The 19,644-nt window shown below is 68.1% G+C and carries 18 protein-coding genes; 14 read left to right on the top strand and 4 right to left on the bottom strand.

From position 1 onward, the window contains the following. The first annotated feature begins 3 nt into the window (after window positions 1-3). From ACW171_RS06210 to ACW171_RS06190, 5 genes are all read left to right on the top strand, one after another. Window positions 4-1,422: an RsmB/NOP family class I SAM-dependent RNA methyltransferase gene (locus ACW171_RS06210; RefSeq protein ID WP_492096213.1), complete on the top strand. Its 1,419-nt coding sequence runs from the start codon at window positions 4-6 to the stop codon at window positions 1,420-1,422. Then, window positions 1,419-2,078, top strand: coding sequence for a 5'-methylthioadenosine/S-adenosylhomocysteine nucleosidase (locus tag ACW171_RS06205; protein ID WP_492096212.1), 660 nt, complete (start codon window positions 1,419-1,421; stop codon window positions 2,076-2,078). The genes ACW171_RS06210 and ACW171_RS06205 overlap by 4 nt, the downstream gene beginning before the upstream one ends. Continuing rightward, a complete protein-coding gene (locus ACW171_RS06200) occupies window positions 2,075-2,458 on the top strand; it encodes a lysozyme inhibitor LprI family protein (RefSeq protein ID WP_492096211.1) in 384 nt (127 codons plus the stop codon). The genes ACW171_RS06205 and ACW171_RS06200 overlap by 4 nt, the downstream gene beginning before the upstream one ends. Beyond that, window positions 2,455-4,014 carry a glutamine-hydrolyzing GMP synthase gene (gene guaA / locus ACW171_RS06195; protein ID WP_492096210.1) on the top strand — a complete coding sequence of 520 codons (1,560 nt, stop codon included), beginning with the start codon at window positions 2,455-2,457 and terminating at the stop codon, window positions 4,012-4,014. The genes ACW171_RS06200 and guaA overlap by 4 nt, the downstream gene beginning before the upstream one ends. 289 nt (window positions 4,015-4,303) lie before the next feature. Beyond that, entirely contained in the window at window positions 4,304-5,557 is a 1,254-nt protein-coding gene (locus ACW171_RS06190; protein ID WP_492096209.1) for a tyrosine-type recombinase/integrase, read from the top strand. Here ACW171_RS06190 and ACW171_RS06185 read toward each other — a convergent pair. After that, a complete protein-coding gene (locus ACW171_RS06185) occupies window positions 5,514-5,804 on the bottom strand; it encodes a helix-turn-helix transcriptional regulator (RefSeq protein ID WP_492096208.1) in 291 nt (96 codons plus the stop codon). The two genes, ACW171_RS06190 and ACW171_RS06185, sit on opposite strands and share 44 nt — an antisense overlap. Window positions 5,805-6,046: 242 nt before the next feature. On the opposite strand from ACW171_RS06185, the gene ACW171_RS06180 reads away from it, so the two are divergent. After that, entirely contained in the window at window positions 6,047-7,027 is a 981-nt protein-coding gene (locus ACW171_RS06180) for an arsenic resistance protein (RefSeq protein ID WP_492096207.1), read from the top strand. A 44-nt stretch (window positions 7,028-7,071) separates the two neighbouring features. Here ACW171_RS06180 and ACW171_RS06175 read toward each other — a convergent pair whose 3' ends face one another. The 3 genes from ACW171_RS06175 to ACW171_RS06165 all read right to left on the bottom strand — a co-directional run bounded on the left by ACW171_RS06175 (window position 7,072) and on the right by ACW171_RS06165 (window position 9,373). Continuing rightward, a complete protein-coding gene (locus ACW171_RS06175; protein WP_492096206.1) occupies window positions 7,072-8,373 on the bottom strand; it encodes a type II toxin-antitoxin system HipA family toxin in 1,302 nt (433 codons plus the stop codon). After that, a complete protein-coding gene (locus tag ACW171_RS06170; RefSeq protein WP_492096205.1) occupies window positions 8,370-8,717 on the bottom strand; it encodes a helix-turn-helix domain-containing protein in 348 nt (115 codons plus the stop codon). The genes ACW171_RS06175 and ACW171_RS06170 overlap by 4 nt, the downstream gene beginning before the upstream one ends. A gap of 185 nt (window positions 8,718-8,902) precedes the next feature. After that, window positions 8,903-9,373 (bottom strand): MerR family transcriptional regulator, encoded by a 471-nt coding sequence (locus ACW171_RS06165; RefSeq protein ID WP_492096204.1) that lies wholly within the window; start codon window positions 9,371-9,373, stop codon window positions 8,903-8,905. A 74-nt stretch (window positions 9,374-9,447) separates the two neighbouring features. Between ACW171_RS06165 and ACW171_RS06160 the strand changes: the two genes are divergently transcribed. From ACW171_RS06160 to ACW171_RS06125, 8 genes are all read left to right on the top strand, one after another. Next, window positions 9,448-10,092, top strand: a complete 645-nt coding sequence (locus ACW171_RS06160) for a cation efflux transmembrane domain-containing protein (protein ID WP_492096203.1) — start codon at window positions 9,448-9,450, stop codon at window positions 10,090-10,092. A 495-nt stretch (window positions 10,093-10,587) separates the two neighbouring features. Then, window positions 10,588-11,847 carry a TolC family protein gene (locus tag ACW171_RS06155; protein WP_492096202.1) on the top strand — a complete coding sequence of 420 codons (1,260 nt, stop codon included), beginning with the start codon at window positions 10,588-10,590 and terminating at the stop codon, window positions 11,845-11,847. Further along, a complete protein-coding gene (locus ACW171_RS06150) occupies window positions 11,844-13,004 on the top strand; it encodes an efflux RND transporter periplasmic adaptor subunit (protein WP_492096201.1) in 1,161 nt (386 codons plus the stop codon). The genes ACW171_RS06155 and ACW171_RS06150 overlap by 4 nt, the downstream gene beginning before the upstream one ends. Window positions 13,005-13,007: 3 nt before the next feature. Continuing rightward, complete coding sequence (locus ACW171_RS06145; RefSeq protein WP_492096200.1) at window positions 13,008-16,253, top strand: efflux RND transporter permease subunit; 3,246 nt, start codon at window positions 13,008-13,010, stop codon at window positions 16,251-16,253. 53 nt (window positions 16,254-16,306) lie between these two features. Then, window positions 16,307-16,645: a DUF190 domain-containing protein gene (locus tag ACW171_RS06140; RefSeq protein ID WP_492096199.1), complete on the top strand. Its 339-nt coding sequence runs from the start codon at window positions 16,307-16,309 to the stop codon at window positions 16,643-16,645. An 11-nt stretch (window positions 16,646-16,656) separates the two neighbouring features. Then, entirely contained in the window at window positions 16,657-18,744 is a 2,088-nt protein-coding gene (locus ACW171_RS06135) for a heavy metal translocating P-type ATPase (RefSeq protein WP_492096198.1), read from the top strand. Continuing rightward, window positions 18,741-19,184, top strand: coding sequence for a CopM family metallochaperone (gene copM / locus ACW171_RS06130; RefSeq protein ID WP_492096197.1), 444 nt, complete (start codon window positions 18,741-18,743; stop codon window positions 19,182-19,184). Before ACW171_RS06135 ends, copM begins: the two co-directional genes overlap by 4 nt. A gap of 106 nt (window positions 19,185-19,290) precedes the next feature. Then, window positions 19,291-19,608: a hypothetical protein gene (locus ACW171_RS06125; RefSeq protein WP_492096196.1), complete on the top strand. Its 318-nt coding sequence runs from the start codon at window positions 19,291-19,293 to the stop codon at window positions 19,606-19,608. Window positions 19,609-19,644: the final 36 nt, after the last annotated feature.

Raw genomic sequence — 19,644 nt, 5'->3', positions numbered from 1 at the left:
TAAGTGACCCCTTCCGCACGCCTCGCCGCCGCCGCCTCCGTCCTCGACTCGATCGCCCAGGGACGCCAGCCGGCCGAGACCGTCCTCAAGGCCTGGGGAACCGCCAACCGCTACGCCGGGTCCAAGGACCGCCGCGCCATCGCCGATCAGGTCTACAAGATCCTGCGCGCGCGCGGCCGTCTGGTCTGGGCCATGGGCGGGCGTGAGGATGGGCGGGCGCTGGTGATCGGCTCGCTGAGCCTGATCGACGGCCTGTCGATCGAAGAGATCGAGGCGCTGCACACGGGCGACGGATATGGTCCCAAGCCCCTGTCGAAACAGGAGCGCGCGCGCATCAGCCTGACCGACGAGGAGGTGCCGGGCTGGGTGGCCGCCGGCCTGCCCGAGTTCGTGATGGATGATTTCAAGGCGACCTTCGGCGACCGCTGGGCCGAGGAAGCCGCCGGCCTGATGCTGCCGCGCGCCCCGATCGACCTGCGCGTCAACCTGGCCAAGGCCACCGTCGCCGAAGTCGAGGCCGAGCTGCGCGAGGCCGGTTTGTCGCCTAAACGCACGCCGTGGTCCGCCACCGGCCTTCGCCTGCAATCAGAGCCTCCGCCGAACGTCCAGGCGCTCGAAGCCTTCAAGGACGGTCATTTCGAAATCCAGGACGAGGGCAGCCAGATCACCTGCTGGCTGGCGGGCGTGAAGCCCGGCATGACCGTCGTCGACTATTGCGCCGGGGGCGGGGGCAAGACTCTTGGCCTAGCGATGCAGGGGCTGGCTGCCGGGGCCTCGCGCGTCGAGGCCGCGCCCGTCGAGCCCGAAAAAGTCTGGACCCCGACCGGCTGGGTCGAGGCACCGAAGGCCAAGGCCAAACCCAGGTCGGTCGCCAAGGCCGAGGGCCGGCTGATCGCCTGCGACGTGGTCCAGAAGCGGCTCGACAACATCCGGCCCCGGTTGGCGCGCGCGGGCGTCGAGGCGGAGCTGATCCACCTCGGTCCGAACGGCGGGGGTATCGAGGACATCGTCGGCACGGCCGATGTCGTCTTCGTCGACGCCCCGTGCACCGGCTCCGGCACCTGGCGGAGGAAGCCCGAAGACGCCTGGCGCCTGAGCGTCGAGGACGTGGACCGGATGCATACGCTGCAGAAGGCGATCATGGCCCGCGCCGCCAAGCTAGTGAAGCCGGGCGGGCGTCTTGTGTATGTCACCTGCTCGATGCTGCGGGTGGAAAACGAGGCCACCCTGGACGCCTTCGAAGAAGATCACGGCGAGTTCCAGCCTGTCGCCATCCAGGACGCCCTGTCGTCGTCGGCCTTCGCCGACGCGGGTCGCAACAAACTGGTCGAACTGGCCGAGGGCGGTCACCGCCTGCGCCTGTCCCCGGCCACGTCCGGCACCGACGGCTTCTTCGCCGCCGTGTATGAGCGGCGGGCGTGACCCGGACGTTCGAACTCTCTCAGTTCGGGCCTCTGACGGCCCTGTGCGTCATGGCCGCCGAGGCGGAATATGGCCCGGCCCTGAAGGCGCGGATCAAACCCCTGATCACGGGCGTCGGCCCGGTCGAGGCGGCGGTCGGGACGACCGAGGCCTTGGCGATGCTCGAGCGGGAAGGGGGCTTGCCCGACCTGATCCTGTCGCTCGGTTCGGCGGGATCACAGACACTGGATCACGGCCGCGTCTACTGGGTCGACGAAGTCAGCTATCGCGACATGGACGCCTCGGCGATCGGCTTCGCCAAGGGGGTGACCCCCTTCCTGGACGAAGAGGCCGTTCTGACCCTCGCCAGCGGTCCGGCGGGTCAGCCCTATGGGCGTCTGGCCACCGGCGCCAGCGTCGTCTCGGGCGAGGCCTATGACGACATCGACGCCGACATGGTCGACATGGAGACCTATGCCGTCGTCCGCGCCGCCGCGAAGTTCGGCGTTCCCGTCATGGGCCTGCGCGGCATCAGTGACGGGAAGGCCGATCTGACCGGCCTGTCCGACTGGACCGACACGCTCGCGGTGATCGACGAAGGGTTGGCCGAGGCGCTGGACCTGCTGAAGGCCGAGTTCGAACGCCTGACCGCCGAAGTGGTCCCGGAGACCGCATGATCGCCCTGTTGCTCGCCGCCCTGACGCCCCTCCAGGCGGATCCAGAGATCCAGGCTCGGATGTCGCGGACCCATATCCAGTGCATGGCGACGGCCGCCAATCAGGAACGTCGGCTGGCCTGTCTGATGGACGAGACCTGGCGTCAGGATGACCAGCTCAACGCCACCTATCAACGGATGCGGACGCAGACGCCGGCCGATCGCTGGACCAATATGCGCGACACCCAGCGGTCGTGGATCCGGGTGCGCGACGACTACTGCGCCACCGCGCGCCGCACGGCCGGGGGCGGCATCCGCGCCTCTCTGGCCTTTGCCGACTGCTATCTGACCGAGACCGTCGAGCGACGCATCTGGCTCGAAAATCAGGAGAACCGCCAATGACCTCGACCGATCACCAGAAGGTTCTGATCGTCGATTTCGGCAGTCAGGTGACCCAGCTGATCGCGCGCCGCCTCCGCGAGGCCAGCGTCTATTGCGAGATCCATCCGTTCCAGAAGGCCGAGGCGGCGCTGGCCGCGATGAGCCCGGCGGCGATCATCCTGTCGGGCGGGCCTGAGAGCGTCCACGAAGAGGGCAGCCCCCGCGCGCCCCAGGCCGTATTCGAGGCCGGGGTGCCGGTGCTGGGCATCTGCTACGGCGAGATGACCATGTGCGAACAGCTGGGCGGCAAGGTCGAGGGCGGCCACACCCGCGAGTTCGGCCGCGCCGAGATCACCGTCGCCAAGACCTCGCCCCTGCTGGCCGACCTGGCGCGCGTCGGCGAGGACGAGACCGTCTGGATGAGCCACGGCGACAAGATCGTCGCCATTCCCGACGGCTTCGACGTCGTCGCGACCTCGGCCGGTTCGCCCTATGCCGTCATCGCCGACGAGACCCGCCGCTTCTATGGGGTGCAGTTCCACCCCGAGGTGATGCACACACCGCGCGGCGCGACCATGCTGAAGAACTTCACCCACGGCATTGCCGGGCTGAAGGGCGACTGGACCATGGCCGCCTATCGCGACGAGAAGATCGCCCAGATCCGCGAACAGGTCGGCTCGGCCAAGGTCATCTGCGGCCTGTCCGGCGGCGTCGATTCCTCGGTCGCGGCCGTGCTGATCCACGAGGCCATCGGTGACCAGTTGACCTGCGTCTTCGTCGACACCGGACTGCTGCGCAAGGACGAGGCGACACAGGTCACCACCCTGTTCCGCGAGCACTACAACATCCCCCTGATCCACGTGGATGCGTCAGGCGATTTCCTCGGCGCGCTGGCCGGTCAGTCGGACCCGGAGACCAAGCGCAAGACCATCGGCCGCGTCTTCATCGAGATCTTCGACCGCGAGGCCAACAAGATCGAAGGCGCCGAATTCCTGGCCCAGGGCACACTCTATCCCGACGTGATCGAGAGCGTGTCCTCGTCGTCAGGCAAGGCCCACGTCATCAAGAGCCACCATAACGTCGGCGGCCTGCCCGACTACATGAAGCTGAAACTGGTCGAGCCCCTGCGCGAGCTGTTCAAGGACGAGGTCCGGGCCCTCGGCCGCGAACTGGGCCTGACCGACGCCTTCGTGGGCCGCCATCCTTTCCCCGGACCGGGCCTGGCCATCCGCATCCCCGGCGAAATCACGCCCGAGGCCGTCGAGACCCTGCAACAGGCCGACGCCATCTATCTCGACGAGATCCGCAAGGCCGGCCTCTACGACAAGATCTGGCAGGCCTTCGCGGTCCTGCTGCCGGTCAAGACCGTCGGCGTCATGGGCGACGCGCGGACCTATGAAAAGGTGCTGGCCCTGCGCGCCGTGTCCTCCACCGACGGCATGACCGCCGACTTCTTCGAGTTCCCCTGGGATGTGCTGGGCAAGTGCGCCACCCGGATCGTCAACGAAGTCCGGGGGGTGAACCGGGTGGTGTACGACGTGACGTCGAAGCCCCCGGGCACGATCGAGTGGGAATGATTCACAGCCTTCTGAATCTTTCCAGAGCGCTTTGGATTACCGCTCTAAATCACTGACTTATAAGATAAATGCTTTCGCAGCCTCTCGGTACCATTCGAGGGGCTGCTTTCGTCTGCGTCGGTCCCTCTGACGGTCCCGCAGCCATTGCCCGTCCGGACTCCGCTCCATACCGTCAGAGGGCCGAGAGCGTCCTGACGGTCTTTTTTTGAAGCAAGCTGATGACTCGTATCAAGAAAATGATCCCGAAAGGCCTCGAAAGCGCCTGACGGTCTTTTGGAGTCAAAACGGCATGCTTACCGACGCCGCATTGCGAAATATTCGCCCGAAATCAAAGTCTTACAAAATGACCGACAGGGACGGTCTTTACCTCCTGATCTCGCCCAAGGGCGGCATCGCCTTCAAGTACGATTATCGCTTCAACGGGCGGCGGGAATCCGTGACGCTGGGCGCCTACGGCCCGGCGGGCCTGTCGCTCGCCAAGGCCCGCGAGAAGGTCATCGACGCCAAGCGGATGATCGCCGAAGGCGTCTCGCCTGCTCTGGAGAAGCAGCGGGCCAAACGGCGCCTGCAGCAGGCCCGCAGTTTCGAGCATGTGGCCCAGCGCTGGATGGATCATGCGCCCATGGCGGACAGCACTCGCAACATGCGGCGGTCCATCTTCAACCGGGAAATCCTGCCGCAATGGCGCAACCGGTTGCTGAACGAGATCACGCCCAATGACCTTCGCGCCCACTGCAAGACCATTGTCGAGCGGGGCGCGCCGGCGACGGCCGTCCACGTTCGGGACATCGTCAAACAAATCTACGCCTACGCCATCCTGCACGGCGAGAAGATCGACAATCCCGCAGACGGGGTGGGGCCGGCCTCCATCGCCACCTTCCGGCCGCGTGACCGGTCGCTTTCGCCGACGGAGATCCGGATCGCGCTGAACCTGTTGGGGGAGGTGGCGACCCTTCCGACAATCCGCCTCGGCCTGAAGTTCATCCTGCTGAGCATGGTCCGGAAGAGCGAGCTCCAGGACGGGGTCTGGGACGAGGTTGATTTCGCCAACGCGGTCTGGTCCATCCCCAAGGAGCGGATGAAGCGGTCGCGGCCGCACAACGTCTACCTCTCGACCCAGATGCTCGACATCCTGATTGCGCTGAAGACCTGCGCCGGAAACTCCCGCTACATCCTGCCCTCCCGCTATGACGCCGACGCGCCGATGTCGCGGGCGACCTTCAACCGGGTGACCACGGCGATCGCCGAGCGGGCGCGGGAGCGGGACCTGCCGCTGGAGCCGTTCACGGTCCACGACCTGCGGCGGACGGCCTCGACGCTGTTGCACGAGATGGGCTTCAACTCGGACTGGATCGAGAAATGTCTCGCCCACGAAGAGCGGTCGTCCCGCGGCGTCTATAACAAGGCCGAGTTCGAGGCCCAGCGCCGGCACATGGCCCAAGAGTGGTCGAACGCCGTGGACGCCTGGGAGGCCGGACGAGCTTTCACGCCCGTACTGGTCATCCCGGAAACGGCCGGTCCTCGCTTCGATCCGCGGCTCTGACCGGCCGGCTGATCCGTTTGCGGACATCGGGCGGCGGCGCCCGACGGATGGGCTTGGCCCGGCGAAGGGCCAGCCAAGCCTCCACCTCGGCGAGGTCCCAGACGACGCAACGCGGCGTCAACAGGAACCGCCTGGGAAATTGGCCGCGCTGCTCCATCTCCCAGATGGTGCTGTCGGCCAGCGGCACCATCTGGCGCAACTGGGGCTTCTTGATCGTGCGCCTTAGCGGCGGGTCGGCCTGGGCCATGTCGAACTCCCGTGTCTGCCCCCGGGGAATCGAACGCGAAAGCAGGCGACAGGTGAAGCCGCAGGCTTACGCCCGCTCGTCTACGGTCGGGATCACCCCGCTTGCGCGTTCAGGCCGCCTCGGCGGCGGTTATGGGTGAGTTCTTCGAGCAGCGTGGACGGCGCTTGCGGCTGCAAGGAAAAGGCCTGAGACGTTCGGCTGTCGGCGACCACAGTCGGAACGCCGCAGGGCCGGTATCTCGAATGAACACGTCTGATCTTCGCGACGCGCTGGAAGCGAGACAGGTCTGGATCTACTTCGCCGCCGTGCTCGTCGCGGCCGTCGTCGGCCTCCTGATCCCGGGCACGGCGGTGCTGGAAGGGGCGATCAATCCGGCGCTGGCCCTGATGCTGTTCGTCACCTTCCTGCAGGTGCCGGTCGCGGCGCTCGGTCGGGCGCTTCGGGAACTGCGGTTCATGGGTACCTTGCTGGCGGTGAACTTCATCGCTGTGCCCCTGCTGGTCCTCGGCCTGGTACAATTCCTCCCGGCTGATCCACTGATCCGCCTGGGCGTGCTCATGGTGCTGCTCTGCCCTTGCATTGACTATGTCGTGACCTTCGCCCACCTGGGAAAAGCGGACGCCCGGTTGCTGCTCGCCTCGACGCCGGTCCTGCTGATCGCGCAGATGGCGCTATTGCCGCTCTATCTGCGCCTGTTCCTCGGCTCCGAGGCGGCGGCCTATGTTCAGCCGGGCCCGTTCATCCACGCCTTCGTCTGGCTGATCGCCGTCCCGTTCGTTCTGGCGGCCGTGGTCCAGGCCTCGGCCGCGCGTAGCGCGACCGGCGAACGGGTCTCGTCTTGGCTAGGATTGGCCCCGGCGCCCGCGACGGCCCTGGTGCTGATCATTGTCGTCGCTGCGGTCGTGCCGCAGCTTGGCCAGACCCTGGATCGGACCTTGAGCGTCATTCCGATCTATGCGGCGTTCACCGTGCTGGCTCCGATGATCGGCTGGGTGGGGTCGCGCTTGGCGGGCCTTGCGCCCGATGCGGGTCGCGCCATCGCCTTTAGCGCCGGCACCCGCAACTCTTTGGTCGTTCTGCCGCTGGCCCTTGTCGTGCCGGGCGCCATTCCACTGGTCCCAGCGGTCATCGTCACCCAGACGCTGATCGAACTGCTCAGCGAACTCGCTTACGTCAGGCTCCTGTCCAGGCTGGGCGGCCCGACGTCCGTCAGATCGGCCTAGCTAGGCGTGCGATCCATCGCCACCGTCGGCGTGAGACCGACGGCCTAGAGCGCCGTCCTGAGGGAGGCGTCGATGGATTTTCGCCAGTCCTCGCCGACGTGGGCGGCGTCGGCGAACTCGGGCCAACGTGCCACGGCGTCGCGGATCTCCTGGACGATCGCGCGGGCGCGACGGGCGTTGATCGACGCGACGCGGGCGCTGGCGTCGAAGTCGTCCAGGGTGAAGCCGTCGCGTTTGCCGTTCATCGACATCTGGTGGCGCGCCGTCCACAGCCCGGTCGGATTGTAGCTCCAGGTGATGTCGTAGGCCGGCGACAGCGACCAGGCGCCGGTCCGGTCCATCAGGAAGGCGATGTTCTTGACGTGGTCGTCCTGGTTGCGGGCGATGATGTTGAAGACCATGCGCCGGAACTGCTCCTCGATCGCCGCCATCGGCAGGCCGAGTTGGCGGATGACCAGGAAGGCCTGTTCGTAGGCGTAGGCGTTCGGGTCGCAGAAGTCGTAGTGGGCCAGCGCCGCCAGGGACTGCATGTGCAGCTTGCCCCCGCCGGGCAGGCGGTCGAACCGCCTGGTCATGAAATGGCGCCGTCCGCCTTCTTCGAGCAGACGGCATTCGGCCACCTGGACCCCGGCGGCGGCGGCCATCTGGGCATAGGCATACTCGACCGCGCCATAGCCTTCGGGATCGGCCAGTTCGCGGTCCTTGTTGTTCTTCACCCCGTCGAACTTGAGCAGCCAGTAGTCGAAGCCGTCGCCGGCCTCGACCTGACCCGAACGGACCTCGTTGGTGGCGGCGTTCCAGGCGATGACGGCCTTGGCCCGCGCGCCGCCCGCCGAGGTGCCGACCCGCAGGATCTCGCGCAGGGCGTCGGCCTTGCTGGCGTCGGCGAAGGAGGCCTGCAGGTCGTTGCGATGGCTGAGCACCTCGGACGCCAGTTCGACCAAGGCGTCGATCTGGATTTTGGCGGCCTTGCGCGGGCGCGGGCCGAGGGCGGGCGTGAACTCGACGGCGCCCATGCCGCGGGAGCCCGTGTAGCAGAGGCGTTCGACTGCGTTGAAACTCTCGGGCGTGCGGCCCTGGGTGGCCAGCCAGGCGTCGATCAGGGTGTTTCCGTAGCGGTCGGGCAAGGCGTCCGCCAGCAGGCCCGGAAGGCCGTGGAAGCTCTCGCGATTGAGGCTCGGGAAGGTGAAGACCTGCGGGCCCAGGGGCATCATCAGCGGCGCCGGCTGAATGCCGCTGGTGAGGAAGGCGGGGTCGTAGGCGAAGGCGGCGACGTCGGCGCCGTCCTCCAGGGACACGGCGCCGATGCGCCGGCCCCACAGACGAACCTCGGCGACGCTCGTCATTGTTCGTCGCCCCAGGTCCAGGGCGCGGCCGGTTCCTGGGCGTCGGTCGGTCGGGCGCGTTGACGCGTCTTGCCCTGCCGCTCGAGCAGGGCGATGGGATTGGGCGGGGTCTCGGGCAGCAGCCGGTCAAGCCCGTCGAGCGTGTCCAGGGCGCGAAGACAGCGGACCAGATTGCCGGACTGGGTCGAGGCCCCGTCCTCGAGCCGTTCGATGGTGCGTTTGGAAACGCCTGCGGCCTGGGCGAACTGGGCCTGGGTCATCTGTCGCGCGAGACGGGCGTCGGCGATCCTGCGGCCGAACTCGGCGAGGGCGGCGTCATCGGTAGTAAGGTTGGTGATCTTCATAATTCGTCACTTTCGACGAGTTATATAGGCCTTTGTGGGTTAAGTCGTCAATAATGGCGACTTAGAAATATGTCCTAGAAGCCGTGTAATTCGTCATTTGTGGCGAGATATTCCGCGTCTGAGGCGATAAGTCGCCAAAAGTGGCGATTTATTTGAGCCAAAGATGTCTCAGGCGGAGCTCAGGCTCAAGCCCGGAAGTCTGCGCCCGTAAACGCCCGGTGCTCGCCCGCCGCGCACAGGTCGTGATCGTGCAGCACCTCGATCACCTTGCAGGCCGAGACGCGGCCGCCGGCGCATTCCGCCGACATCCGGGACAGTTCGGTCCGTAGGGCCTGAAGCTGGGCGATCTTTTCCGTGACGTCGGACAGATGACGTTCGGCGATCGCATTGGCCTCGCCGCAAGGCCGGTCGGGATGGTCTGACAGGTCGAGCAGGGAGCGGATGGCGTCGAGATCGAACCCCAGCTGCCGCGCATGACGGATGAAGGACAGCCGACGCAGGGCGGCGTCGTCATAGAGACGACGGTCGCTGGCCGTGCGGGGCGGCGGCGCCAGAAGGCCGATCTGCTCATAGAAGCGGATGGTCGGGACCTTCACGCCCGTGGCCGCAGCCAGCTTGCCGATGGATCGAAGAGGCGAGGGGACGGAAGAAGCCATGGCGTGAGAATAAGCGCTTGATCCTCTAGCTGCTAGAGCATGCATAGGTCGTCCAACGCCGAGTTGGAGCCCCGATGACCGATCCGCTGATCCAGGACAGACCCGCCGCGAGCTGTTGCGGCGCGACCGTCAAATTCGATGGCGCCTCGCCGGCCTATCGTCGGATCCTCCTGGCCGTGATCGCCATCAACGCAGTCGCCTTCGTGGCCGTGGCGGGCGGCGCCCTGGCCCAGGGATCGGCGTCTCTCGGCGCCAATGCGCTGGACTTCCTGGCCGACAGCGCGACCTACGCCATCAGCCTGTGGGCGATCGGCAAGTCCGTGCAGGTCCGTTCCGGCGCCGCCCTGCTCAAGGGCGCCAGCCTGGGCTTCCTCGCCGTGTTCATCCTCGGCTTCGCCATCTGGCGGGCCGTGTCGGGCGCGCCGCCCGAAGGGACGGTGATCACCGGCCTGGGTCTGTTCGGCTTCCTCGCCAACGCGGTCGCCGCCCTGCTACTCGTGCGTCACCGCGACGGCGACGCCAACGTCCGCTCCGTCTGGCTCTGCACCCGCAACGACCTGATCGAGAGCTTGGTGGTGGCCGCCGCCGGGGGCCTGGTCTGGCTGACCGCTTCGCGCTGGCCCGATCTGATCGCTGGGGCCGTCCTCGCCCTCATCTTCCTGCAGTCGGCCTGGTCGATCATCCGTCAGTCGCAGCAGGAACTGCGGGCCGCCGGGTGAGGCCCGCCCGGTTGATCGGGGCAGGCAGGCGCATAGATCCTGCGACGATGGCGCGATTGCAGTCGCGGCGGACCATGTTATGGGACGCCATGGGATTCTCCTCGGTCAGGCACGGTTGGATGGCGGCGCTGCTTGCGTCGTTGCTTGCCCTGTTTGTCCTGGTCTCCGCCGTCGAGGCCGCCACCTGCGCGCCTGAAGCCGCGACCGCCCATGCTTCGGAGATCATAGCCGACGTCCCCTCCGACTCCAGTGACACTGATCGGCCGGATCAGCACGCAATCTGCTCTCACGGCCATTGCCACCACGGCGGCGTCGCCGTGCCGCAGTCGCCGGACGCACCGGCCGTGACCCACGCCGGAGCCGACCTCGACGCCCTTCCGCTGGCGGACGGCTTGCCGTCCCGCATGCCCGCCGGACCAGACCGCCCTCCCAGAGGCTGACGGGACTGCGCGCGACCGCGCGCCTTCCACGTCAACCATCCGGGAAACAGGACCTATGCCATCCCCTAAACGCCGTCCGCCGCACCCCGCGGCCGGCGGAGCCGCGATCGCCCTTGCGGCGATGCTGGCCATGCTGGCCTCAGGGTCAGCCTTCGCCGACCCCGTCACCCTGGCCGAAGCGCTGTCGCGCGCCTCTGCCTCCTCCCCGACTCTCGCCGCCGCTGAGGCGGATGTCGCCGCCGCGATCGGTCGCGCGCAACAGGCGGGGTTCCGGCCCAACCCCGAACTCGGCATCGAGGTCGAGAATTTCGCCGGCACCGGCGGATTCTCCGGCGTCGATGACGCCGAAAGCACCCTGAGCGTCGGACAGCGGTTCGAACTCGGCGGCAAGCGGCCCGCCCGCGAGCGCGCCGCCCAGGCCGAGGTGGACGCCGCCCGGCTACGCCTCGCGGTCGCGCGGGCGGACCTGGAACAGCAGGTGCGCGACGCCTACGCCGAGGCCTATGCGGACAGCCGCCGGGTCGAACTGGCCCGCGATCAGTTCATGCGCGCCGATAACCTTCAGACCATCGCCACCGAACTGGTGGACGCCGGCCGCGAACCGCCGTTGCGGGCTCTGCGGGCGCGGACCGCCGCTCTGGAAGCCGTCGGACGGGTTCGTGCCGCCGAGGCTGAATACGCTGAAGCCCAGCGGGCGCTCGCCGCCCTGTGGGGCGGCGGCGAAGACCTGCCCGAACCGACCGCAGCTGAAACCCCGGCGGCGCCCGGCGCCGTCATCGACCCGGCCAGCGCGCTCGATGTGCGCCTTGCCGAAGCCGAGGTGGCGACCTCCATCGCCGTCGTCGAGCGGGAACGGACCCTGTCCCGTCCCGATGTGACCGTCAGCGTCGGCGCCCGCCAGTTCCGGGGCACGGACGACACGGCTCTGGTGTTCGGCGCCTCCATGCCGATCGGTCTGTTCGACCGGAACCAGGGCAATATCGCCGCCGCCAACGCGGAGCGCACCGGAGCCGAGGCCCGCCGCAACGCCGCTCTCGCCGGCGCGATCCGGCGGACGCGCGACGCCCAGGCCGCGCTGCGCACGGCCGAGGCCCAATTGGCCTTCCTCGAAACCCAGGCCGAACCCGAAGCGATCGAGGCCGTGCGCATCGCGCGTGAAGGCTTCTCGGCCGGCCGCTTCACCCTGCTGGACGTGCTGGACGCCGAAGAGGCGCTCAACACAGTTCAGGCCGACATGATCACCGCCGAGCTGGAGCGGGCGCAAGCCGTCGCCGCCCTGACTCGCGCCACCGAAACCGAAGGATCCGCCCAATGAAGAGATTGACCAACCAGCAACGCCTCCTCGGCGGCGCGGCGGCGGCCGTGATCGTCTTCGGCGGCGGGTTCGCCGTGTGGAGCATGACCCGGGGTCCGGAAGCCCCGGCGGAAGCCGCTGCAGAAGCCGAAGAAGAACACGGCGCCGGCGAGGCCCTGGAGATGGACGCCGCCCGCATCCAGGCGGCCGGCATCATCCTCGCGCCCGCGGGCAGCGGCTCGCTTAGCGCCGAGATCGTGGCCCAAGGCACCGTCGTAGGCACGCCCCAGGGCGAGGCCGTGCTCGCAGCCCGCGCCGACGGCGTGATCAGCCGGGTTTCTCTGCGCCTCGGCGACAGCGTTCGCGCCGGCCAGACAGTCGCCCTGATCGAAAGCCGCGAGGCCTCCTCGATCGCCGCCGAGCGATCGACCGCCCAGGCCCGGCTGACCGCAGCCCGCCAGGCGCTCGCCCGCGAGCAACGTCTATTCGACGCCCAGATCACGGCGCGTCAGGATCTCGAGGCGGCCCAGACCGTCCTGGCCGAGGCCGAGGCGGAATCACGCCGCACCTCATCCGCCGCCGCTGCCGCCAGGGTCTCTGGCGACGGTCGCAGCACGGGGGTCGTCAGTCCCATCAGCGGGCAGGTTACGGCCGCGGATGCGACGCTCGGCGCCTTCGTCACCGCCGGAACCGAACTGTTCCGGGTCGCCAACGCCAGCCAGATCGAGGTCCAGGCCTCGGTCTCCGCCGACGACGCGGGCCGGATCGCTCCGGGCGATCGGGCCAGCATCACCCTGCCCGAAGGTGAGGTCCAGGCCACGGTGCGGTCGATCACTCCAGGGGTGGATGAGGAAAGCCGCGCCGCCACCGTCCTGCTCACCGTCTCCGGTGTGGGGGGCTTGCGTCCCGGCCAGGCCATCGCCGTGCGGATCTACACCCGCGACGCTCAGACCTCCGCCGGCGTTTCGGTGCCCGAGGAAGCCATCCAGACGGTCGAAGGCCGCGAAGTGGTGTTCGTCAGGACGGCGACGGGCTTCAACCCCGTGCCGGTCATCGTCGGCCAGCGCAGCGCCGGCCGGGCCCAGATCACCTCCGGCCTGACGGCGGGGCAGACCGTGGCCACCCGTAACGCCTTCCTTCTGAAGGCCGCGCTCGGCGCCGGCGAAGTGGAGCACTAGCCCATGATCGCCAACCTCATGGCCCTGTCGGTGCGGGCGCGATGGATGATCATCGCGCTGGTGCTGCTCGTCTCCACCTACGGCGCCTGGCAGCTGACCCAGCTGCCCATCGACGCCGTGCCCGACATCACCAACAACCAGGTGCAGATCAACACCTCCGACGCCTCGCTCTCGCCCGTCGAGATCGAGAAGCGCGTCACCTTCCCGGTCGAGACCGCCATGGCCGGCATCCCCGGCCTGCAGTCCACCCGGTCCCTGTCGCGCAACGGCTTCTCGCAGGTCACGGTGATCTTCGAGGAGAACGTCGACCTCTATTTCGCGCGCCAGCAGGTCAGCGAACGCCTCGTCCAGGCCCAGGAAAGCCTGCCCGAGGGCGTCCAGCCCCAGATCGGACCGGTCACCACCGGTCTGGGCGAAGTATTCATGTACGCCATCGACTTCACCAACCCGGGCGGGCGGGGCGCGACCGTGCGAAACGGCCAGCCGGGCTGGCAGTCCGACGGGTCCTTCCTCACCCCTGAAGGCGATCGCCTGACCGACGACATCTCCCGCGCGGCCTATCTCCGGACTGTGCAGGACTGGATCATCGCGCCGCAGCTGCGGTCGGTGAACGGCGTCGCCGGCGTCGACACCATCGGCGGCTTCGAGAAACAGTATGTCGTCGAACCCGACCCGATCCGCCTGGCCCAGTACGGCGTCTCCTTCAGCGAACTGGCCGCCGGTCTGGAATCCGCCAACCTCTCGGTCGGCGCCAATTTCGTCGAGCGGGGCGGGGAAGCCTATCTGGTGCGGGCCGACGCCCGCATCCGCAGCCTGAGCCAGATCGAGGAAGCCATCGTCGCCACCCGCGGCGGCGTCCCGGTCGCCGTCCGCGATGTCGCAACCGTCCGCCTCGGCGGCGATCTGCGCACCGGCGGGGCGACGATGAACGGCCACGAGGTCGTCATCGGCACGACCCTGATGCTGATCGGCGAGAACAGCCGCACGGTCGCCCGCGCGGTCGGCGAACAGCTCGACACGACCGTTCGGTCGCTGCCGCCGGGGATCAAGGTCACCCCGGTTCTCGACCGCTCCAAGCTCGTCAACGCCACCATCTCGACCGTCCAGCGCAACCTGATCGAGGGCGCCATACTGGTCGCCGTCGCCCTGTTCCTGCTGCTGGGCAACGTCCGCGCCGCCCTGATCGCGGTCGCGATCATCCCGATCTCCTTCTTCATGACCGCCATCGGCATGAACTTCATGGGGGTGTCGGGCAATCTGATGAGCTTGGGGGCGCTCGACTTCGGCCTCATCGTCGACGGCTCGGTGATCATCATCGAGAACTGCTTGAGACGACTATCGGAGCGGCAGCATCACGAAGGCCGCCTGCTCACCCTGCGAGAGCGGCTCGAGGAAACCACCATCGCCACCCAGGAGATGATCAAGCCGACCGTCTACGGCCAGGCCATCATCCTGCTGGTCTTCGCGCCGCTGCTGACCTTCCAGGGCGTCGAGGGCAAGACCTTCTCGCCCATGGCCATCACCCTGATGCTGGCCCTGGTCGCGGCCTTCATCCTGTCCATCACCTTCATCCCGGCGATGGTCGCCCTGGTGATGCGCAACAAGGTCTCCGAGAAGGACGTCTTCGTCATTCGCTGGATCAAGGCGAAATACGAGCCGGTGCTGCGTCAGGCCGTAGCCCGGCCCTGGCCCTTCGTCGGCGGCGGTCTGGCCCTGTTCGCCGTGGCCGGCGTGATCTTCACCATGCTCGGTCAGGAATTCATTCCCACCCTGGACGAACGCAACCTCGCCATGGCTTCCCAACGGGTGCCGTCCACGGCGGTGGAGCAGTCGATCCGCATGCAGCGGGGCGTGGAGAGCGCGATCATCGCCTTACCCGAAGTCGAGTTGATGTTCTCCAAGACCGGCACGGCCGAAGTGGCCACCGATCCCATGCCGCCCAACATCTCGGACGGGTTCATCATCCTCAAGCCGCAGGATCAGTGGCCTAACGGGGTGAACACCAAGGAAGACGTGATCGAACGGATCGAGGCAGCGGCGGCGGGCCAGGTCGGCAACGGCTATGAGCTCAGCCAGCCGATCGAGTTGCGGTTCAACGAACTGATCGCCGGCGTCCGCGGCGACGTCGCCATCAAGATCTATGGCGACGATCTCGACAAGCTGACTGCCACGGCCAACCAGATCGCGGCCCAGCTCAACGCCACGCCGGGCGCCGCCGACGTCAAGGTCGAACAGACCGACGGCGCGCCGTCTCTGGACGTGACCTTCGACCGGGCCGCCATCGCGCGGTTCGGCCTGACCGTGGAGGAGGTGGCCGACACGGTCGCCGCCGCCATGGGCGGGCGCGAGGCCGGGCAGCTGTTCGAGGGCGACCGCCGCTTCGACGTGGTGGTCCGCGTGCCTAACGCCAGCCGTCACGATCTCGACGCCCTCGGCGCCATCCCCGTGATGCTGCCGGAGCAGGAGGGCCGCACCCGGGCCTCCGTACCCCTGCGGCAGGTGGCGTCCTTCCGCTTCGCCGAGGGGCTGAACCAGATCAGCCGCGAGAATGGCAAGCGCCGCGTCGTCGTCCAGGCCAACGTCCGCGGTCGCGACGTCGGCTCGTTCGTCACCGAGGCCATGCCCAAGGTCGCGACCGTCGCCCTGCCGGCCGGCTCCTGGATCGAGTGGGGCGGCCAGTTCCAGAACCTCAAGGCGGCCTCGGATCGTCTCGCCCTCGTCGTGCCGATCTGCTTCCTGGCCATCTTCGCGGTGCTCTTCCTCGCCGTGGGGACGTTCGGCCGGGCGGTGGCGGTCTTCCTGACCGTGCCGCTCGGCTTGGCGGGCGGGGTCTTCGCCCTGGCGCTGACCGGCATCTCCTTCTCGGTGTCGGCGGCGGTGGGCTTCATCTGCCTGGCCGGCGTGGCGGTGCTGAACGGCTTGGTCGTGATGTCCTCGATCCGGCAACGGCTTGACGATGGAATGGAGCTGTCCCGCTCCATCATAGAAGGCTGCATGGAGCGGGTGCGCCCGGTCATCATGACCGGCCTGGTCCCGGCCATCGGCTTCGTGCCTATGGCCCTGGCCCACGGCACCGGCGCCGAGGTGCAGAAGCCCCTGGCCATGGTCGTCATCGGCGGCCTGGTCACCGCGACCCTGCTGACGCTGCTTGTCCTGCCCGCCATGAGCCGGCTGGTCCTCGGCCTGACCGAGGGTCGGCGTCCCAAGCCCACCGACGCGCCGGCCGCAGAACCCGTTCCGGCGGAATAGTCCCGGTCCCCGCCGTCTGAACGGCGGCGGGGACCTCCCTTCAGGAGGCGATCATGTCCGACCCCATCAAACTGATGCGCATCTACACCGACGAGGCCGCCTATTTCGGCGACCGCAAGGTCTTCGAAATCCTGGCCGAGCGCGCTCGGTCCGCCGGTCTGGCGGGCGCGACCGTGCTGCAGGCCGTCGTCGGCTTCGGCCACACCCCGCACCTGCATCGCCGTCACGTCCTCGACGACGACCAGTCCCTCATCGTGGAGGTGCTCGACCATGAGTCCAAGCTGAGGGGTTTCCTTGAGACCCTCTCCGACCTCGAACACCTCGGTCCGGTCACGCTTGAGGCGGTCGAGGTCCTGCGTTGGCCAAACCCCGCTCCGGCGGACGCCGGTTAGGAGAGCGACGCATGACATCGACATATTCGCCCGAAGAGCAGCCCAAGGCCGTAGACCACGGTCCCGGTGACGGCCACGATCATGGCCATGGCGGCATCCTCGGTCCCAACACCGAGGTGATCTTCGCGCTCTCGTCGGGCGCTGCCTTGGGTGTGGGGTTCGCGCTGGAGAAGGTCGCGCCCGGCGTCCCGACCTGGATCCCGCTCGCGCTCTACCTTGTCGCCTACGCGTTCGGCGGCTTCTTCACCGTCCGCGAGGGCGTCCAGAACCTCCTGCAGAAGCGGTTCGAGATCGACACCCTGATGCTCGTCGCCGCCGCGGGCGCGGCGGCGCTCGGCGCCTGGGCCGAAGGCGCGCTTCTGCTGTTTCTGTTCAGCATCGGCCATGCCCTTGAGCACTACGCCATGGGGCGGGCCAAACGGGCGATCGAGGCCCTGGCGGATCTGGCGCCCCGGACCGCCCATGTGCGGCGTGACGGGCAGCTCGTCGAACTGCCGGTCGAGGATCTGCTGGTCGGCGACACCGTGGTGGTGCGCCCGAACGAGCGCCTTCCGGCCGACGGCTTCGTCGTGGTGGGCACGACAAGCATCAATCAGGCCCCGGTGACCGGCGAGAGCATGCCGGTGGACAAGCAGCCGGTCCCGGACGCCGCCGCGGCGCGCGAGCGGCCGGCCCAGGTCGGATCGGCGTCCCTCGTCTTCGCGGGCACCATCAACGGCGCGGGTGCGATCGAGATCGAGACCACCCGCAAATCGAGCGACACAACCCTGGCCAAGGTGGTCCGGATGGTCAGCGAGGCCGAGACCCAGAAGTCGCCGACCCAGCGCTTCACGGACAGGTTCGAGCGCATCTTCGTACCCGTCGTCCTGGGCTTGGCCTTCGTGTTGTTGTTCGCCTGGGTGGTGGTCGATGAGCCGTTCCGTGACAGCTTCTATCGCGCCATGGCCGTCTTGGTCGCCGCCAGCCCTTGCGCGCTCGCCATCGCCACCCCGAGCGCGGTCCTGTCGGGCGTCGCCCGTGCGGCGCGCGCAGGGGTTCTGATCAAGGGCGGCGCGCCGTTGGAGAATCTCGGCTCGCTCAACGCCATCGCCTTCGACAAGACCGGGACCCTGACCGAGGGTCGGCCCCGGATCACCGACGTCATGCCGGTGCGCGGGACGACGGAAGCCGACCTTCTAGCGATCGCGGTCGCCGTCGAGCGGCTCAGCGACCATCCGCTCGCGGAAGCGATCGCCCGCGACGGCTCCGAACGGCTGGGCGATACCGCGCTAGTGGCCGCAACCGAGCTCAAGAGCCTGACCGGCAAGGGGGTGACGGCCCAACTCGGCGGCGAGACGATCTGGATCGGCAAGCCCGAGATGTTCGGGGCCGATGGCGTCGCGGGCCTCGACGACGAGATGACGGCCGTCGTCTCCAAACTACGCGACCAGGGGCGGACCCTGATGGTGGTGCGGCGCGGGACGCGAGACCTCGGTGTCATCGGCCTGCTCGACACGCCCCGGGCTGCGGCCGGGCCGGCGCTCGCGGCGCTGCGGGCCCTCGGCGTCCAGCGCATGATCATGATCTCGGGCGATCACCAGAAGGCCGCGCAGGCCATCGCGGAGCAGGTCGGGCTGACCGAGGCGTGGGGCGATCTCATGCCGGAGGACAAGGTCGACGCCATCAAGAAGCTCCGCGCGGACGGCAAGATCGCCATGGTGGGCGACGGCGTGAACGACGCCCCTGCCATGGCCACGGCCACGGTCGGCATCGCCATGGGCGCGGCCGGGTCCGATGTCGCTCTCGAGACCGCGGATGTCGCCCTGATGTCCGACGATCTGGCGCAGCTGCCGTTCACGGTCGGCCTTAGCCGGCAGACCCGCCGGATCATCCTCCAGAACCTGTACGTCAGCCTCGGCGTCGTCGCCTTCCTGGTGCCGGCGACCATTCTCGGCCTTGGCATCGGCCCCGCAGTGGCGCTCCACGAAGGCTCGACCCTGCTGGTGGTGTTCAACGCCCTTCGGCTGCTGGCCTACCGCGATCCAGCCCGGACGGCCGTCTCAACCGCGATCCCGGCGGGCCCTGCGGCCTCACCGGCGCTCTCGAGGACATCGACATGAAACGGATTGGATGGGTCTCCGTCATCGCCGTCTTTCTCGCCCTGTCAGCCTTCGCCTTCGGCATGATCTCGCGGCAGGCCCGCGACGTCCCTGAAAGGGGCCCGGCCGTAGACGCCCGTCCGATCGACACCGGGGCGAGCCACGTCGGAGGAGCGACCGACAGCCCCTCGACGGCGGCTTATCGTGAGGCGAGCGCCCAGATGCACGCGGCCATGAGCATCGATTACACGGGCGATCCCGACATCGACTTCCTGCGCGGCATGATCGCTCACCATGAAGGCGCCCTCGCCATGGCGAAGATCGCCGTCGAGCACGGGGAGGCCCAGGACGTCCGCAATCTCGCCGAGGAGATCATCGCCGCGCAGGACGCCGAAATCGTCCGGATGAAGGTAATGCTCGCCCGCCACGAGGACGCCCCGGTCGCCGCCGGAAGGCCCTGAGTCAGTGGCTGGGAAGCGCTTCACCGTCCGGAGTCGCGACATTCGTTGGAAGGAGGGCCGCGCCAAGATCAGGCGGTCGCGGCCCAAGCCCCCACCAACGCCGAACTTGACCCTGGATCTGGTCGTCGCCGGGGTCGCAAGCCTCATGGCGGCCGGCGTCGTCTTCTGCCTCGCATTCATCTTGTTCGGGTCTCACGGCGTCCCCCTGTATCTCGGCTATGCCGTGATCCTGGGCGGCGTCGGCGTGGCCTGTCTGACCCTTGGACCTCAAGACCGCGGAGGACGGCTGATCGCCGCCGCGATCGGCGTGCTCTGGCTGATCGGCTCGGCCGGTCTGTTCGCCGCGCGAGCCGATATCGTTATACCCCCTCATCGGCAGGCGACCGTCGCCCAGCCGGTCGTGATTGACAAGGCGGAGGGCTGACGGTCCCGTCGGCCCGGGGGGACCTGCTGCTAACCT

It is taken from the genome of Brevundimonas sp. FV1ye28 (genome assembly GCF_058681135.1).
The sequence above is the reverse complement of the archived record's forward strand: the minus strand, read 5'-3'. Positions and strand labels throughout refer to the sequence as shown.

What these genes read in the sequence shown, in the direction of transcription:
- copM (WP_492096197.1), top strand. Translation starts at nt 18,741, where the DNA reads ATGAAACGGATTGGATGGGTCTCCGTCATCGCCGTCTTTCTCGCCCTG.
- ACW171_RS06175 (WP_492096206.1), bottom strand. Translation starts at nt 8,373, where the DNA reads ATGACGAGCGTCGCCGAGGTTCGTCTGTGGGGCCGGCGCATCGGCGCC.
- ACW171_RS06170 (WP_492096205.1), bottom strand. Translation starts at nt 8,717, where the DNA reads ATGAAGATCACCAACCTTACTACCGATGACGCCGCCCTCGCCGAGTTC.
- ACW171_RS06135 (WP_492096198.1), top strand. Translation starts at nt 16,657, where the DNA reads ATGACATCGACATATTCGCCCGAAGAGCAGCCCAAGGCCGTAGACCAC.
- ACW171_RS06185 (WP_492096208.1), bottom strand. Translation starts at nt 5,804, where the DNA reads ATGGCCCAGGCCGACCCGCCGCTAAGGCGCACGATCAAGAAGCCCCAG.
- ACW171_RS06155 (WP_492096202.1), top strand. Translation starts at nt 10,588, where the DNA reads ATGCCATCCCCTAAACGCCGTCCGCCGCACCCCGCGGCCGGCGGAGCC.
- ACW171_RS06200 (WP_492096211.1), top strand. Translation starts at nt 2,075, where the DNA reads ATGATCGCCCTGTTGCTCGCCGCCCTGACGCCCCTCCAGGCGGATCCA.
- ACW171_RS06140 (WP_492096199.1), top strand. Translation starts at nt 16,307, where the DNA reads ATGTCCGACCCCATCAAACTGATGCGCATCTACACCGACGAGGCCGCC.
- ACW171_RS06150 (WP_492096201.1), top strand. Translation starts at nt 11,844, where the DNA reads ATGAAGAGATTGACCAACCAGCAACGCCTCCTCGGCGGCGCGGCGGCG.
- ACW171_RS06145 (WP_492096200.1), top strand. Translation starts at nt 13,008, where the DNA reads ATGATCGCCAACCTCATGGCCCTGTCGGTGCGGGCGCGATGGATGATC.
- ACW171_RS06180 (WP_492096207.1), top strand. Translation starts at nt 6,047, where the DNA reads ATGAACACGTCTGATCTTCGCGACGCGCTGGAAGCGAGACAGGTCTGG.
- guaA (WP_492096210.1), top strand. Translation starts at nt 2,455, where the DNA reads ATGACCTCGACCGATCACCAGAAGGTTCTGATCGTCGATTTCGGCAGT.
- ACW171_RS06190 (WP_492096209.1), top strand. Translation starts at nt 4,304, where the DNA reads ATGCTTACCGACGCCGCATTGCGAAATATTCGCCCGAAATCAAAGTCT.
- ACW171_RS06160 (WP_492096203.1), top strand. Translation starts at nt 9,448, where the DNA reads ATGACCGATCCGCTGATCCAGGACAGACCCGCCGCGAGCTGTTGCGGC.
- ACW171_RS06165 (WP_492096204.1), bottom strand. Translation starts at nt 9,373, where the DNA reads ATGGCTTCTTCCGTCCCCTCGCCTCTTCGATCCATCGGCAAGCTGGCT.